The sequence below is a fragment of the Pseudomonas sp. CFBP13528 genome (assembly GCF_005233615.1).
In the GTDB taxonomy this organism is placed as follows: domain Bacteria; phylum Pseudomonadota; class Gammaproteobacteria; order Pseudomonadales; family Pseudomonadaceae; genus Aquipseudomonas; species Aquipseudomonas fluorescens_AM.
The window spans coordinates 71,593-87,192 of record NZ_QGAJ01000018.1 but is presented as its reverse complement, the minus strand read 5'-3'; the positions used below and the strand labels follow the sequence as shown (position 1 = coordinate 87,192).

The following is a 15,600-nucleotide window of genomic DNA, read 5'->3' as shown; positions in this document are numbered from 1 at the left end:
CTACCTTCCAGACGCATTTAGATATTTAAGCCTTACGAATCTGCTCAATTTTTCCAACACCTCAGGCTCCAAAGCTGATACGTCGCCGCCGCTAAGCGAAGCAATATTTCTCTCTCCGTCTATGCTTTCGAGTATCCTGTATAGAGAATTTGGTATTCCAACAGTTTTACCCTGGTGACCGACTATCATCTTTCTTTTGAGGGAGGTCGAAGTCCGCTCCGAAATAATTTTTGTCCCAGGTGATAAATTTAGAACATCCTCTCCTGTCAGCGTTTCAACACTATTTTTTAATTCCAATAAATAGTCACCCATGACAACACCAGAAAGATGGGTACTTAAAAGCATTTCAATTGCCTGGCAAGGAGTTTCAACTATCGGCTGCCCTCTCACGTTGAACGAGGTATTGAGTAAAATAGGGAACTCAGCAACGTTCATGAAGCTTATCAATAAGCGGTGTAAAGACGCGTTGTCGCTTTTATCTACTGTTTGTACTCTGGCGGTGCCATCCACATGCGTAATGGCTGATAGTTGATCTCGGTAGGCGTGTCGAACATGAATGACTTCCAACATATATGGATAATCGCCCTCTTCCTCAAAATACTGGCCCACATGCTCCTTCGCAATCATGGGCGCAAAAGGACGGAAATCTTCCCTGAATTTTACCCAGCGATTTATAAAAGCCCACGTCTTCAAATGCCTTGGATCAGCCAAAATTGAACGCGCGCCCAGTGCCCTGGGGCCAAACTCACTACCTTTTTCCAAGGAAAAAAAACCAAGCACGTCCCCGCCCGCCAACTTTCTGGCGATTTCATCCGTGTGTATAGGTCTGTATTTTATTAGATTTGAATACCTATTCAATGCCCTGCTGACATCTCCTCGGCCGTACAGGTATCCGAGATGGTCATTGTCAAATGCATCATTAATTATCTTTCCTGTGATATGAAAGTGAGCCGATACAGCAGCACCTATTGAGACTCCCGCATCATGCTGAGCTGGAAAGAAATAAAAATCTTGAGCTGGAAATTGTTTTCTTATTTTATGGTTGGCAACAGAATTTAGTGCGATGCCGCCAGTGAATACGATTGGAGCATCGCCCTTAACATATAAGGAAAAACGACTTTGAAGTGACCACTCCAAACCCTTTTGAACCGAAGCGGCCAAGTCAGCACATTCCCTATAAGCATCAGGGTCAATTACTTTTGAATGGTTCAGTTTCCACTGATAATCGAAGTTATATATACCCTGTTCATTTTTTGACACCAAATTGCCATGAACCTCCGGATTACCATAAGGCGCCAACCCCATTAGTTTTCCAGACGCTTGCCAGGACCCAAATATATATTGACTGACGGCAGCGTACGTTTCCCCCATACTCCTGCTACCGCTGCGTGTATTAAACGACGGTGAACACTCTCTGTGCGTAATTTTATATCCTGTCGGGGAAAACTCGTACACGGAAAAGGTGTGAAGCATCGGGCGGATGTTATCTACGCCCAGCCCCCTGTGAAGATACGCTGCCATCGCCGGACCGTTCATAATCAGGTCATGTTCACCCACAGTCACTCCGCCAGAGCCATCGGCGACTACGACTGTCGGGTATGAAAACCTGGATCCAGATAGCGCAGCAAATGCATGGCAAAGGTGATGGCTGGTGTAAATGGCATTTGCACCGAGTGGATCGAAAGCATTCAATCCCTTGGAAACAGGCTGGCCCAAGCCCACATATTCGGGTGTTAATGATTGTATGTTATACGCAAAATAATCTACGTCTTCCAATGTCAATCCATTAGCACTTAAACAATAGTCTATCGCATCATCACCTTGAAGAAACACCGCACCATCACGTTTAACTCTCGAGAGCCGCTCCAATTGTACCGCCGTCGCTATTTTTTCATTTATCATGACGCAAGCTGATGCATCATGACTTGCGGAAAGCCCAACAATGACCAAATCATCTGGCGCTTTTACCAAATAGCTGGTTTCGCTTTTGAGCACAGCGGTGCCGCCACTTGCGACTATACTTACAGTATCACACACGCCCTCAAGCGTGATTTCAATTTTAATTTCCTGGCCTTCCAAGCTGCCATCAATGAACACATTCGTAGCGTTATTTTCTGTTTTAGAATATCCACCGTTCAACGTCGCCGATATCGCTATGTCACGAGGGGCCCAACCATGATGTGTATTAGAATGCTGTGCAACTACCGCCAAGCGCCCATCGCGCCCCTTCCCTTTGACGAAAATCAAATCAAGCACTCTTCGTTTTGTAGTTTTTTTAGGAACCTCGATAACACTTAGCGAATCATGAAGCAAACGTTCGCTATCGATCAGATAACTTCCGTGATACTTTCTCGAGATTAAGATCAACGCCGCAAACAGCGAATTCACTGCATCATCCCGATTGTTCAGGTTCTGAAAAGCAACCGCCGCCAGGGCGGCTACATAGCCCACTGCAGCCGACGTGCCTCGAAACACTTGGGGATGGCCATTTTTGTCATTAGTCTCGAAAGGCTCATCACGTACGAGAAAGGTTGGTTTTAGCTCCCCGTTAGCCGCCTCTCCAATAATTTGATTATCGCTTGTGATCAAACCAACAGAATGAACGCCGACGACCGTCGCAGGAAAGCGCATGTGTCCCTGGGTATGCCCAGGCGAACAAATTATTAAACTCCGAAGTTTCTCATCGCGGCTATACGTTCTAATTTGCTTATGAAATTTTTCCAATTTAGCACTTTCAGGCGCTGAGTAGGCATGTGCCTCGATGGTAACTTGGCCATACTCACTTACGAGCCGTTCTTTTATTTTGTCATAGCCTGATCGCATACAATCGGTGTAACTCACCGACAAAACGTTCGCCACAAGGGACAGCGTTATTTTGGAGTCACGGAGTTTGACATTGGCAACTTTTACCGAGTGGTCGCCGCTCGTGGCCGATGCGTTTACAGGTGAAACCACGCCCGCGACACCATCATCATAGATTGCAACCAAACACTTTGCGTCATATTCAAGACATCCGCTATCTTCACTCATCGTTGATATCCCTTCAAATGTATAACTGCACGTCAGTTAAATACCCTTAACAAACCCCACTTTTTCACATATCGCGTTAAGTGCTCCGATTTCCACGGACAGCAACTCCAGGGGCAAGCCAATACCGATCTCATAAGTAATCGCTTTTAAATTGCAGCACAAGGGAATGGCGAACTCCATAAGTTCCAGGACAGCCGGAACAATATATTCACTGTGTGTATCTCTGTATCTCCATTTATGTTCCGGATGTACAGAACCACCAGCCACGTGGAATTCCTTGACGGCATTCAACGGAAAACTCATCAATGCTTCTTTCAATGAAATATCATAATAAATCGCATAAGAAAACACGTGACTGATATCCAAGACTATATTGCACTCGCATGCGTCTACTATTTTTGTAAAAAAGACGCCCAAGCCAATGTCACCGACTACAAAACTGCAGGATGGGACTTCTGGCAGAAACTCAAGCGCTGATTCTGCTTGTAGAACCTTAATTTCCTGGATGGTACGTTCTAGTGTGGCAGCGCATAAAACCGGTGGTGCGAAATAAGGTATGCTGTAAGGGCCAATGTTCCATATACCCAAGTCTTCCAGGCACCACTTGGCCTCGAGAATGCTTGAAATGTTTGATTGAACGGCCAATTGCCGTCGGTTCACACCCTCTATTCCTCCAGGCGCCACGCCGGTAAAATGATGTATCAAGGGAGTACCGTTTGACATCTTTTTAAATCGTTTGGCTTCTTCTGAATTAGTGATGGCTACGATCGAGTAATGGGACAACGAACTTTCGCAGGCTGAAATCAAGTTCTCAAAAGAAACGCCGTAGCTTCCCAAGTGCTGAAAATCCAAGCCTAGGCCGACATTGCTCATTTAAGCCCCCCCATCATTTTTATCCGTATAGAGTTCGCATCCTTGGTGAGCTCAAAAAACCCGCCATCAGGCGTGGGTGAAAAGTCATCTATGCTGGTTGCGGTTTGCAACTGTTTTATATTTTTTATGTAATGTGCGGCCAACACCTCGACGGTGTTTTGCATCTTTTGTTGATGGCCAACCCAAGGAGACGTCGTAACATTTCCAATCGACATGCCGGAGACGGTGCCTTCTATCTCGGCCAGCATTCTCAATCTGGGCTCGTGGCTATGATTGTTGCAGTAGAACAAACAAAAATCCTCAAGCAACGTCCGGCCCTGGTGTTTCCAGAAGTCATCAGAACCGCAATAGGATTCCACCGCTTCTAATAACGAAACTTTATCTATGAAGCGATTCAGAAATTTCATATCTGCATGAAGTGTCGTTCGCAAATTTCTGATTCTGGCTTTATATTCGACTTCCAACCTTGCGTGATCAAGGTGAGCGAGAAGATAATTCGCCTCTTCTGAGGCATCCAGAACCGCTGTATTTCCGGAATACAGAAGCCTGACATATTGCGCCTGCAGTCTTTTTGTATCCACTTTAGCCTCCTGCGATGGCTATGGTTATCTCAACGACGTCCCCGTCGTTCAGTTGCTCAGCGCACTCAAAATATAATTTATTATTTATAAACACACTTGCAAATGGCTTCAGCGTGGTTTTTCCAGCTCTTTCCATATACAGATTTTCGTAAGTGTCGCGATCAATTCTTTTTAGTTGCGCGGGTATATCCTGATAGTGTTCTGCGTTCATTTCCAGTTCAGGTTCAGATGAGACAGTATCAGGCAACCTCAGTGTGATATGGACCATTCACCCTCCTATAACTAAATGTAATATTCAAAATGCTGGGTTAAGCGGCCGTCAATTTTTGATGAGCCAAATAGGCCTGTAGACGCATGAAAACACCTGGACATCAATATGATCGCCCTGTTGAATTGCATAGGGAGTTCTCCGATCTGCTGCCAGTTGTCCCAATCACGCATGTAGGATTTCAGATAAGCCGTGAACGCTTCATCGCCGGGTACGGCATTTGACCTGATCGATATCATCTGAACCCACTTGGTCGTCATCGCCAACTCCCCGCTGCCTTTACACTTATACAGCCCTATTCCGCCGGACAAGTCTTGATTACGAGAAAGGTAGATAACCGCCGAGTATCTTTGTTGGTCTTGATGGACCCCGTCAGGTCGGGTTTCATTATCTGCACTGTTCGCAAGCCGGAATTTTCCTTGTAGAAAATTTTTACCGGGGATTGGCTTTTCTTCGTTTTTACTCTGCACACATGAGAAGACCCGCTGTTTGACTGGCGCCCAATCAACGGTATCACTATAAGCCTCGCCACCAGGATAATTAGCACCCAGCTTAGGGGAATAATCCAACGAAAGTGCTAGATTCCTGATAGTTAAGGGGTCAGGATAGAAATTATCGAGTATTTCTACAAAAGTGTTTGACATTGCGGTGCCTCACTCTTCTTACTCAACTGACAAGGACAGTCTGGACGGGCTGCGATTTCCACCGACGTTAAAGACATGCTCGTACCGCTATATCTCAACAAGGCGTGATGTCGGCCGGCGCCTGGCGACAGAATTAACTTAATTGCCTCGGCTGCCTGGAGTACGCCTATAACGCCCGGAGTTACACCTAATACGCCGGCGTCAGTACAGCTCGGAGATAGGGCTTTGGGAGGAGGTTCAGGATAAACACAGCGGTAACACGGCCCACCTGGCAAATTAAAGACTCCAACCGTGCCTTGAAAGCGATGCACCGCGCCATGCACTATAGGGATATTTACTTTAACTGCGGCATCACTTAATGCATACCGAACTGCAAAATTGTCAGTGCAGTCTATAATTAGATCATAAGAAGCAATTATGTCGGCGGCGTTATTTTCGGTGACGGCGTCTATATAGAGATTAGTCTTAACATGAGTATTCAGATTTTTGATTTTTCGTTCTGCCGCAATGGCCTTACGTGTGCCGACATCATATTGATCGTATAATATCTGTCGGTGAAGATTGCTCTGATCGACAATGTCGTGGTCTGCAATGCCTACCGTCCCAACCCCTGCAGCGACTAAGTAATATAAGCAAGGCGACCCAAGCCCCCCCGCTCCGACGACTAATACCTTTGCAGCCGCCAGATTTTCCTGACCTCGAATTCCGACTTCGGGCAGCATCATTTGCCGAGCGTATCGGGTGAAATCGCATTTATTTAAACTCGAAGGCTGTTCAATCGGTAGCCCAAGGGCCTTCCAGTTATTTATACCGCCGCGCAGCGAAGATACATCTTTATAGCCCAAACTCATCAGCGCGTTAACAGCATATACTGAGCGCTTCCCTGACTCGCAGTATAAAACTATAATATCTTCCACATCGCGCACATGATCTTCCAGCCAGGATTCCAGGGCTCCACGCTTAACGTGTTTAGCGCCCGGTATCATGCCATGAATAACTTCTTCGTCCTCACGTATATCAATGACATTGCTATCAAGCGCCAGCAGGGCCAGCACAGTAGATGCATCAACTTCCTTGACTCGACGTTCTAGCCTTTTCTTTATTTCCTGCGCACGCATAACGTCCATGTAAGACCTCACGTGAAATCTAGTCTGAAATATAGCTTGTCAATATATGATCTTTCCAAGTGCCATTTAGCTTAAGGTACTTTCTCGCATAGCCCTCTCGCTCAAAACCCAATGACTTGAGTAATCTACCGCTTCGTTGGTTAGACGGCTCATAATTTGCCATGATCCGATTCAACCCGAACGTTGATAGTGTCTGACTGATGGTGTGTAACAATGCCTCTCGCATCAGTCCTTTGCCCTGATAGTCTCTATCGATGCTATAACCCAGATAGCAGGCCTGAAAGGGCCCCTTAATGATCTGATCGTAATGGATACTGCCAATGACAGCGTCGCCATCCAACATCATAAAGCGCAACTCTCTGTCAGCGTCCAATGACAACTTATAATTCAGCATTTGTTTTTGCCAGAACGCTTCAGTATAAAACTCGCCGCCACGCAGCGGCATGGAGGGTGCAAGATGAACTTTGTTGCGAGTGTAATACTCGACTATTGATGCCGGGCGTACTTCTAATTGATCGACGAGTGTAAGCTTCTCAAAAATTTCATGTGTGCTTTTCATACTTCATCCTTGTACCCAAAGCTAGGGCGCCCTAGCTTTGGGATTAAGCAAAAGCTATATTACTCTTGCCATTCTTTGTTTGACGTTGGAGCTGAGATAGCGAACACCAGTTCATCGTCAACTTCTGCGTGAAGATCTACTTCGACCAACTGTTCATCCAGTTCAAGTTGAGTTGCTTGTTGACTGTCCATAGTTAACTCCTTGAGTGTGTATGTGCCGAAATGGCATGGAAAGTAATAGACCCTACCGCTATGAGTGTCAAATGCTGTTGATCAAGGGCACGTCTTGTCTTCCGGTACGAGTTTTGTTGTTTCAGACGATGGGAGAGAGCACACTTTTCGAGATGGCAAATTGCTTTCTTCACCGACAACTCTTAGAAAAAACTGCATAAGCTCAAGGAGTTGCAAGGACTGTAATTTAAGCGCTTTTTGTTAGCGAATCCATTTGATAAGCCGGGCCACCAGCTCTTCAACTCTGCTGATATCCATATCATATTTAAAATCTAGATAGTATTTGCAATCTATTTTTATTTGCGACTCGGTCTCACTTGACTCGAGTTTGGCGGTTAACGCATAAAATATACCGGCTTATGCTCATCGACTTCTTCTCGCTGTCACGCTGCATTTACGAGCAAGCTCTATCCCATTGTGGCGTCCACGTCTCTGCATCCGATATTTATGCTCACTCCCAAGCTTAATAATATTTTATTAAACCCCACCCTCCCCCTAGCCTTGAAGTCATGCCCAAGCTGAATCCAACTGCATTACGCAAGGACAGACACATGACCCAAGCAATAACAAAAACAGACACCCTGGTGGTGGGCGCCGGCCAGGCCGGCGTGGCCATGAGCGAGCACTTGAGCAAGCACGGCGTGCCGCACCTGGTGCTGGAACGCAGCCGCATCGCCGAGCGCTGGCGCACCGGGCGCTGGGACTCGTTGGTCGCCAATGGGCCGGCCTGGCACGACCGCTTTCCCGGACTGGAATTCGATGATGTGGCGCCCGATGGCTTCGCGCCCAAAGAGCGCGTAGCGGATTACTTCGAAGCGTATGCACGCACGTTCAATGCGCCGATTCGCACGGGTGTGGAAGTCACTTCGGTGGTGCGCAACGACGGTCGCCCAGGCTTTACCGTACACACCAGCGAAGGCGTGATCGAAGCCAACCGCGTGGTGGCCGCCACCGGGCCGTTCCAGAAGCCGGTGATCCCGGCCATCGCGCCGAAAGACACCGCGCTGCACCAGATTCATTCCGCCGATTATCGCAACCCTGCGCAATTGCCGGCAGGTGCCGTGCTGGTGGTGGGTGCCGGTTCTTCCGGGGTGCAGATCGCCGACGAATTGCAGCGCGCCGGTCGCCAGGTATACCTGTCGGTCGGCGCCCATGACCGCCCCCCTCGCGCTTATCGCAACCGGGATTTCTGCTGGTGGCTGGGGGTGCTGGGCGAATGGGACCAGGCGGCGATGAAACCTGGCCGTGAGCACGTGACCATCGCAGTCAGTGGCGCCCACGGCGGCAAGACCATCGATTTTCGTGAGCTGGCCCAGCAAGGCATGATCCTGGTCGGCCTCACTCACTCCTTCAGTGACAACGTGGCAAGCTTCCAACCGAACCTGGTGGACAACCTGGCCCGTGGCGACGAGAACTACCTGGCCCTGCTGGATGCGGCGGATGCCTACATCGAGCGCAACGGCCTCGACCTGCCCCTGGAGCCCGACGCCCGCCGCGTATTCCCGGACGCCGACTGCATCAAGGATCCGATCCTGGAACTGGACCTGGCCCAGGCCGGCATCACCTCGATCATCTGGGCCACCGGCTTTGCCGTGGACTACAGCTGGCTCCAGGTGGATACGTTCGATGCGGCCGGCAAGCCCCGCCACCAGCGCGGCGTCTCCAGCGAGGCCGGGATTTATTTCCTGGGACTGCCCTGGCAATCACGCCGTGGCTCGTCGTTTATCTGGGGCGTGTGGCATGACGCCAAGTACGTGGCTGACCACATCGCCATTCAGCGTCAATACCTTGCGTACCGCGAAGCCGCCCCGGTGGCTCGCCCGTCCCCTGTCAGCGCCTGATCCCCTTGCCGGAGTTTTTCACGATGCCTACTCACACCCGTATTCGCATGTTCAACACCCAGCAAACCTACCCCAACCAGAGCCTGGACAACGACCTGTGCCAGGCCGTGCGCGCCGGCAACACCGTGTATGTGCGCGGCCAGGTGGGCACCGATTTCGATGGCCAACTGGTGGGCCTTGGCGACCCGCGGGCCCAGGCCGAACAGGCCATGCGCAACGTCAAACAACTGCTGGAAGAAGCCGGCAGCGACCTCAGCCATATCGTCAAGACCACTACCTACCTGATCGACCCGCGCTACCGCGAACCGGTGTACCAGGAGGTCGGCAAGTGGCTCAAGGGCGTGTTTCCGATCTCCACCGGGCTGGTGGTCTCGGCCCTGGGCCAGCCGCAGTGGCTGATGGAAATCGATGTGATCGCGGTTATTCCCGAATAAGGAGCCATCCATGACCTTTTCAATCGTCGGCCGCTGCGCGGAAACCGGCCAGTTGGGCATCGCCATCAGCTCATCGAGCATCGCCGTCGGGGCCCGCTGCCCATGGTTGCGCCCTGGTGTGGGCGCGGTGTCCACCCAGAACATCACGTTGCCGGCCCTTGGACCGGACGTGCTCGATTTGCTCGAGCAAGGCCTCACGCCTGCCGATGCTATCGACACCGCCTTGACGCGCAACGGCTACAGCCAATACCGGCAACTCACCGCGATCGATCACCTGGGCCGCAGCGTGCATTTCAGCGGCAGCGAAACCCTGGGTACCCACAACGCCGTGTCGGGCGAACAGTGCGTAGCGGCGGGCAATATGCTCGCTGACCGAGGGGTGATCGAAGCGATGGTCCAGGCCTTCGAACACGGCGAAGGCCAACTGGCGGACCGCTTACTGGCGGCCATGCATGCCGCCATCGCCGCCGGTGGCGAAGCCGGCCCGGTGCATTCGGCTGCGCTGGTGGTGGTGGGCGAGCTGACCTGGCCGATCATCAACTTGCGCGTGGACTGGGCCGATGACGCGCCCATTGGTGAACTGCAGAAGCTCTGGGACGCTTACCGCCCGCAAGTGCAGGACTACATCGATCGCGCCCTCGCCCCCGACCGCTCGCCTGGCTACGGCGTGGCCGGGGACGAGCGATGAGCCGCAGCCGCGAACTGCTGCAGACGCTGGTGGGGTTCGATACCACCAGCCGCGAATCCAACCTGCAGTTGATCGAATTCGTGCGCGATTACCTGGCCGGCTTCGGCGTGGCCAGCGAGCTGATCTACAACGCGTCGCGCAGCAAGGCCAACCTGTTCGCCAGCGTCGGCCCGGCGGAACTGCCCGGCATTGTGCTGTCGGGGCACACCGATGTGGTGCCGGTGGATGGCCAGCCCTGGACGCTGCCAGCGTTTCAACTGACCGAACGTGACGGCAAACTGTATGGCCGTGGCACTGCCGACATGAAGGGCTATATCGCCTGCGTGCTGGCGCTGGTGCCGGAATTGGTCAAGGCGCCGTTGCGCCTGCCGGTGCACATCGCCCTGTCCTACGACGAAGAAGTCGGCTGCCTCGGTGTACGCTCGCTGCTCGGCGTGCTGGAGCAACGGCCGGTGAAACCGTTGCTGTGTATTATCGGCGAGCCGACCGAGCTCAAACCCGTGCTCGGCCACAAGGGCAAGCTGGCGATGCGCTGCGAGGTGCATGGCGAGGCGTGTCACTCGGCGTATGCACCGTCCGGCGTGAATGCGATTGAGCACGCCGCCGAGTTGATCGGTGAGCTGGGGCGCATCGGCCAACGCTTGCGCGCGCGCCAGGACCCGCGCTTCGATCCGCCATTCAGCACCGTGCAGACCGGAGTGATCAGCGGCGGCAAGGCCCTGAATATCGTGCCAGCCGATTGCCGGTTTGATTTTGAAGTCCGCGCCCTGCCTTCGACGGATCCAGGCGAAGTGGCCGAGGCATTGCAAGCCTACGCCATGCAGGAGGTACTGCCGCGCATGCAGGCCGTGAGCCGGCAGAGTTCGATCCGGTTCACCGAGTTGTCGGCCTACCCGGGTTTGGTCACTGATGAGCGCAGCCAGGCCGCCGAGCTGATTGCGGCGTTTTCCGGTTCCAGGGAGTTTGGCACCGTGGCGTTTGGCACCGAGGGCGGGCTGTTTGACGCAGTGGGCATTCCCACCGTGGTGTGCGGGCCGGGGAGCATGGACCAGGGGCACAAGCCGGATGAGTTTGTCAGCCTGGAACAGCTCAAGGGCTGCGATGCGATGTTGCAGCGGATGCTGGACTCGCTCCGCATCTAAATACACCAGCCATCCAATGTGGGAGGGGGCTTGCCCCCGATAGCGGTGTATCAGTCAACTTATCTGTAGCTGATCCACCGTAATCGGGGGCAAGCCCCCTCCCACAGTGGACCTTGTGTTTTTACCCGAGTAATCGCGCCAGTTCTTCACGGCAGTAATCGACGAACAACTGCACCGGCTTGGTCAGCGGTGCGCGCTTGAGCCACACCGCCGACAATCCGGAGCCGGTCACGGTTTCCACCAACGGAATACACACCACCTGCTGCCCATCATAGGTGTACTCGCTGAACGGTTTGGTCACCAATATCGAAAAGCCGAACCCACGCCCCACCATCCCGCGCACCATTTCGATCGATGGCGAGCTGAACACGATATTCGGCGTTAACCCGCGCTCTTCAAAAATGCTCACGAAGTAGGTCCGGCTGGGCAGCACGTCCAGCAGGATCATCGGTTCCAATACCAGGTCCGCCAACGACACTTTGGCCTGCTGTGCAAAGCGATGGCCGGCCGGCAACAACGCGTACGGCTGCTGCGGCGGCATCAGCGGCGTGGTCTCGATGGAGCCGCCCAGGTCGTGTTCGAACAGCATCGCCACATCGATGGTGCCTGCGGTCAACGCCTGCACCAGCTCCTGTTGCTCACCGTCGCGAATACGGATCTCCACCCCCGGCCAGCGCGCCTTGAAACCGGCGATCAAGCGCGGCAGGTACAGCGGCGCCACGGTTTCAAAGCAGCCGATATCGATCTGCCCGGCCACCACATCATTGTCGGCCAAGGCGTTCTGTTCGAACTCGTGGGCCACCCGCAACAGCTCCAGCGCCTTGCGATAGAACCGCGCGCCGCTGGGGGTCAGGGACACGCCCTGGGCGTGATGCCGGATAAACAGCTGCACACCAAAACTGTCTTCCAACTGCTTGATCGCCGTGGACACCGACGGCTGGGCGATATACAGCTTGCGCGACGCCTCGGCGACGCTGCCGCATTCGGCCGTGGTGACGAAATATCTGAGTTGGCGCAGGTTGTAGGCAGCCATCAGGCCTCCGGAAACAGGGTGTTTTGCCCCAGACTAGTGCAGGAAAAACCGGCTTTTTTTAACGAATGAAGCCCATGCAACATACCGGAGCAAAAATCACCGCGAGATACTTTTTTTAAGGTCTGTAGCAACAAACTTACTAATTTACCTCCCCATGTCCATTGCAGATGATCACTCCAACAACAAAGCGCCGCCGTTGCTGCGCACAGCGAAGTACGTCCACGTACTCACCTTGCCTTGGAGCTCGTCATGGTTACCACTGCAACATCCTCCGCCCCGCTTATCGAAAAACACACGATTGGATACGTGCCTCCGGAAGATCGCCATGGAAAGGTAAGAGACCTGTTCACCCTGTGGTTCGGCGGCAACATCGCGCCGTTGCCGATTGTCACCGGCGCCTTGGGCGTGCAGCTGTTCCACCTCAACCTGGTGTGGGGCATCGTCGCCATCCTCGTCGGCCACTTGGTCGGCGGTGTGTTGATGGCGTTGCACTCGGCCCAGGGCCCGCAGATGGGCATTCCGCAGATGATCCAGAGCCGCGCCCAGTTCGGCTCCCTTGGCGCGTTGTTGGTGGTGGTGATTGCCGGCGTGATGTACATCGGCTTCTTCGCCTCCAACATTGTGCTGGCCGGTAAGTCCCTGCACGGTGTGGTCGATGCGGTACCGGTGCCGGTCGGCATCGTGATCGGCGCCATCGGCTCCGGGATCATCGGCATCATCGGCTATCGCTTCATTCATGTGCTCAACCGTATCGGCACCTGGGTACTCGGCGCCGGCATCGTGCTGGGCTTCGGCTACATCTTTACCCATGTGCAGACCAGTGACTTCTTGACCCGCGGCAGCTTCAACATTTCCGGTTGGCTGGCCACCGTGTCCCTGGCCGCGTTGTGGCAGATCGCCTTTGCGCCGTACGTCTCGGACTACTCGCGCTACCTGCCCGCCGATGTACCCGTCGCCTCCACCTTCTGGACCACCTACCTGGGTTCGGCCCTGGGTTCGAGCCTGGCGTTCATCTTCGGCGCCGTCGCCGTGCTCGCCACGCCCGTCGGCATGGACACCATGGAAGCAGTCAAGCTCGCCACCGGTTCCATCGGCCCATTGATGCTGGTGCTGTTCCTGCTCAGCGTGATCAGCCACAACGCCCTCAACCTGTACGGCGCGGTGCTGTCGATCATCACCCTGGTGCAGACCTTCGCCTACCGCTGGATCCCCACGGCAAAAAGCCGCGCGGTGATCTCGATTGTGGTGCTGGTGGCCTGCGCAATTGCGGCAGTGTTTGCCTCCAAAGACTTCATCGGCCACTTCGTCGACATGGTGCTGGTGCTGCTCGTGGTGCTGGTGCCCTGGACCGCGATCAACCTGATCGACTTCTATGCGATCCACAAGGGCCAATACGACATCGCCTCGATCTTCCGCGTAGATGGCGGCATCTATGGCAAGTACAACCCCCAGGCGTTGCTGGCATATGCGGTGGGGATTGCGGTGCAGATTCCGTTCATGAACACGCCGCTGTACGTCGGGCCGATTTCCGAACACATCAACGGCGCGGACCTGTCGTGGGTGGTGGGGTTGGTGGTGACGTCGCCGTTGTACTTCTGGCTGGCGAGTCGGGACAGCGCGTATAAGCGCCGGATGGACGGCGGGAAGTTGTTGAGTGGGGTTTGATACAGAGTCTCAGTGGGTTTTCTGTTTTTGCAAGAACTGCAGCCGACCAACCTGGCATGCCCAACGCGGTCAAAACTGTGGGAGGGGGCTTGCCCCCGATGGCGGTGTGTCAGTCACTGTATGAATTGACTGAACCACTGCTATCGGGGGCAAGCCCCCTCCCACATTTGGGTTTCAGTGGCAGCTTCTACGTCGTTACCAACTCCCCGACGCCCCGCCGCCGCCACTGGAACCACCACCACCGGACGAGCTGCTGCTGGAACCGGACCCGCTGGAACTTGAACCCGAGCCACCGCCCGAGCCCGAGCCCGACCCTTCGCCAACCTTGCCGAAAAGAATCAACGCGACGAACGACGCGATAGGGAACGCCAGCAGCCAGCCGTCGCGGCCGTGATCGATCACCAGCCCGGCCACCCCATACACCACGACCGCCGCCACCAGTCGCACGATAAAACCGGTGCGGCTGGTTCGCCAGGTTTGCCGCATGATCAGCAGCAGCACCAGGTACAACCCCAGTACCACCAACACACACACTGGCCACAGCAGCCAATGGATAAAATTGACGTCCACGTACCGGTCCGCCACCACCAGAGCGGCGATATAGATCAACAGCCCGATCACGCCGTAGAACAGCGCTCGCACCTGCCACAATGCGCCAAACAGGGCACCGCCGATCAACAAGGTCAGCGGCATGACAAACAGAAACATCGGCCACTCCCGCCCCCCGCCCAGCAATGTCAGCAACAGCGTCGCCGCCACCGCGGCGATCAAGGCTTTGCGCCAATGCAACTTGCCGCCAGCGAGCAGTACACCCAGCAGGCCACCCAGGACAAACGCCGCCAGCAGCGCAAAAAATTGCGGATTGATCCGGGGCGCGGCCACCTCGGGCAGGTCGCCGCCGTCCACCAGCACCGTCAGCGCCTCCACGCCCTGTTGAACACCGCCGGCAAAGTCGCCCTGGCGAAACGCCGGGGTGATGCGCTCTTCGATGATGCGATGGGCCAGCAGGTCGGTGACCGTGCCTTCCAACCCGTAGCCCACCTCGATACGCAACGTGTGATCGTTCTTGGCCACCACCAGCAGGATGCCGTCGTCGACGTCCTTGCGCCCCAGCTTCCAGGCGCGGAACAGGTGGTTGGCATAGTCTTCGATACCGGTGTCACCGGTGCTGGGCACCAGCAATACGGCCACCTGCGCGCCTTTGCGCTGTTCAAGGTCGGCCAGTTGCTGCTTGAGGCGCTGGACGCTGTCGGAGTCGAGGGTGTTCGTCAGGTCAATGACCCGCTGGTCAAGCGCAACGCCGATGGGCGAGATGTCAGCCCTGGCAGTGATCGACAGACTGGCCAGTACCAGAACCAGCACGCTCAAGACCGATTGCCGTAGAATCGCCATCATGTATTGTTACCTGAAGTTTCTTCCTGAAGGCGCCGACTTTACCTTATCTGCGCGCAAACGCGTGACCCAGGGCCCGCGACTCTCTAAACT

15 protein-coding genes are annotated in these 15,600 nt (G+C 54.2%); 5 read left to right on the top strand and 10 right to left on the bottom strand.

Going from position 1 to position 15,600, the window contains the following annotated elements:
• From PspCFBP13528_RS24130 to PspCFBP13528_RS28085, 8 genes are read right to left on the bottom strand one after another with little or no spacing between them, the layout of a single operon-like run.
• Window positions 1-3,030: a carbamoyltransferase C-terminal domain-containing protein gene (locus tag PspCFBP13528_RS24130; protein ID WP_137201686.1), complete on the bottom strand. Its 3,030-nt coding sequence runs from the start codon at window positions 3,028-3,030 to the stop codon at window positions 1-3.
• Window positions 3,031-3,066: 36 nt separating this feature from the next.
• Entirely contained in the window at window positions 3,067-3,903 is an 837-nt protein-coding gene (locus PspCFBP13528_RS24125) for a DUF692 family multinuclear iron-containing protein (protein ID WP_137201685.1), read from the bottom strand.
• Window positions 3,900-4,484, bottom strand: a complete 585-nt coding sequence (locus PspCFBP13528_RS24120) for a hypothetical protein (protein WP_065951001.1) — start codon at window positions 4,482-4,484, stop codon at window positions 3,900-3,902. The genes PspCFBP13528_RS24125 and PspCFBP13528_RS24120 overlap by 4 nt, the downstream gene beginning before the upstream one ends.
• A gap of 1 nt (window position 4,485) precedes the next feature.
• A complete protein-coding gene (locus PspCFBP13528_RS24115; protein WP_065951002.1) occupies window positions 4,486-4,752 on the bottom strand; it encodes a MoaD/ThiS family protein in 267 nt (88 codons plus the stop codon).
• 14 nt (window positions 4,753-4,766) lie between these two features.
• Entirely contained in the window at window positions 4,767-5,396 is a 630-nt protein-coding gene (locus PspCFBP13528_RS24110) for a DUF6445 family protein (RefSeq protein WP_065951003.1), read from the bottom strand.
• Window positions 5,378-6,523, bottom strand: coding sequence for a ThiF family adenylyltransferase (locus PspCFBP13528_RS24105; RefSeq protein ID WP_137201684.1), 1,146 nt, complete (start codon window positions 6,521-6,523; stop codon window positions 5,378-5,380). Before PspCFBP13528_RS24105 ends, PspCFBP13528_RS24110 begins: the two co-directional genes overlap by 19 nt.
• A 19-nt stretch (window positions 6,524-6,542) precedes the next feature.
• Window positions 6,543-7,082, bottom strand: coding sequence for a GNAT family N-acetyltransferase (locus tag PspCFBP13528_RS24100; RefSeq protein ID WP_065951004.1), 540 nt, complete (start codon window positions 7,080-7,082; stop codon window positions 6,543-6,545).
• A 59-nt stretch (window positions 7,083-7,141) separates the two neighbouring features.
• Entirely contained in the window at window positions 7,142-7,273 is a 132-nt protein-coding gene (locus PspCFBP13528_RS28085) for a hypothetical protein (RefSeq protein WP_256544580.1), read from the bottom strand.
• A 590-nt stretch (window positions 7,274-7,863) separates the two neighbouring features.
• On the opposite strand from PspCFBP13528_RS28085, the gene PspCFBP13528_RS24095 reads away from it, so the two are divergent.
• From PspCFBP13528_RS24095 to argE, 4 genes are read left to right on the top strand one after another with little or no spacing between them, the layout of a single operon-like run.
• Window positions 7,864-9,153, top strand: a complete 1,290-nt coding sequence (locus PspCFBP13528_RS24095) for an NAD(P)/FAD-dependent oxidoreductase (RefSeq protein WP_137201683.1) — start codon at window positions 7,864-7,866, stop codon at window positions 9,151-9,153.
• A gap of 23 nt (window positions 9,154-9,176) precedes the next feature.
• Window positions 9,177-9,587, top strand: a complete 411-nt coding sequence (locus PspCFBP13528_RS24090; protein ID WP_065951006.1) for a RidA family protein — start codon at window positions 9,177-9,179, stop codon at window positions 9,585-9,587.
• A gap of 10 nt (window positions 9,588-9,597) precedes the next feature.
• The gene (locus tag PspCFBP13528_RS24085; RefSeq protein WP_137201682.1) at window positions 9,598-10,275 is read left to right on the top strand and encodes a DUF1028 domain-containing protein; all 678 of its coding nucleotides are present in this window, start codon (window positions 9,598-9,600) and stop codon (window positions 10,273-10,275) included.
• Window positions 10,272-11,417: an acetylornithine deacetylase gene (gene argE / locus PspCFBP13528_RS24080; RefSeq protein ID WP_137201681.1), complete on the top strand. Its 1,146-nt coding sequence runs from the start codon at window positions 10,272-10,274 to the stop codon at window positions 11,415-11,417. The genes PspCFBP13528_RS24085 and argE overlap by 4 nt, the downstream gene beginning before the upstream one ends.
• A gap of 121 nt (window positions 11,418-11,538) precedes the next feature.
• On the opposite strand, the gene PspCFBP13528_RS24075 is transcribed toward argE, so the two are convergent.
• Window positions 11,539-12,450, bottom strand: coding sequence for a LysR substrate-binding domain-containing protein (locus PspCFBP13528_RS24075; protein ID WP_065951009.1), 912 nt, complete (start codon window positions 12,448-12,450; stop codon window positions 11,539-11,541).
• Window positions 12,451-12,699: 249 nt separating this feature from the next.
• On the opposite strand from PspCFBP13528_RS24075, the gene PspCFBP13528_RS24070 reads away from it, so the two are divergent.
• Window positions 12,700-14,115, top strand: a complete 1,416-nt coding sequence (locus PspCFBP13528_RS24070) for a cytosine permease (protein WP_065951010.1) — start codon at window positions 12,700-12,702, stop codon at window positions 14,113-14,115.
• Between the two features lie 195 nt (window positions 14,116-14,310).
• Here the strand turns inward: PspCFBP13528_RS24070 and PspCFBP13528_RS24065 are convergent, their stop codons facing one another.
• Window positions 14,311-15,510 carry a YgcG family protein gene (locus tag PspCFBP13528_RS24065; RefSeq protein ID WP_137201680.1) on the bottom strand — a complete coding sequence of 400 codons (1,200 nt, stop codon included), beginning with the start codon at window positions 15,508-15,510 and terminating at the stop codon, window positions 14,311-14,313.
• Window positions 15,511-15,600: the final 90 nt, after the last annotated feature.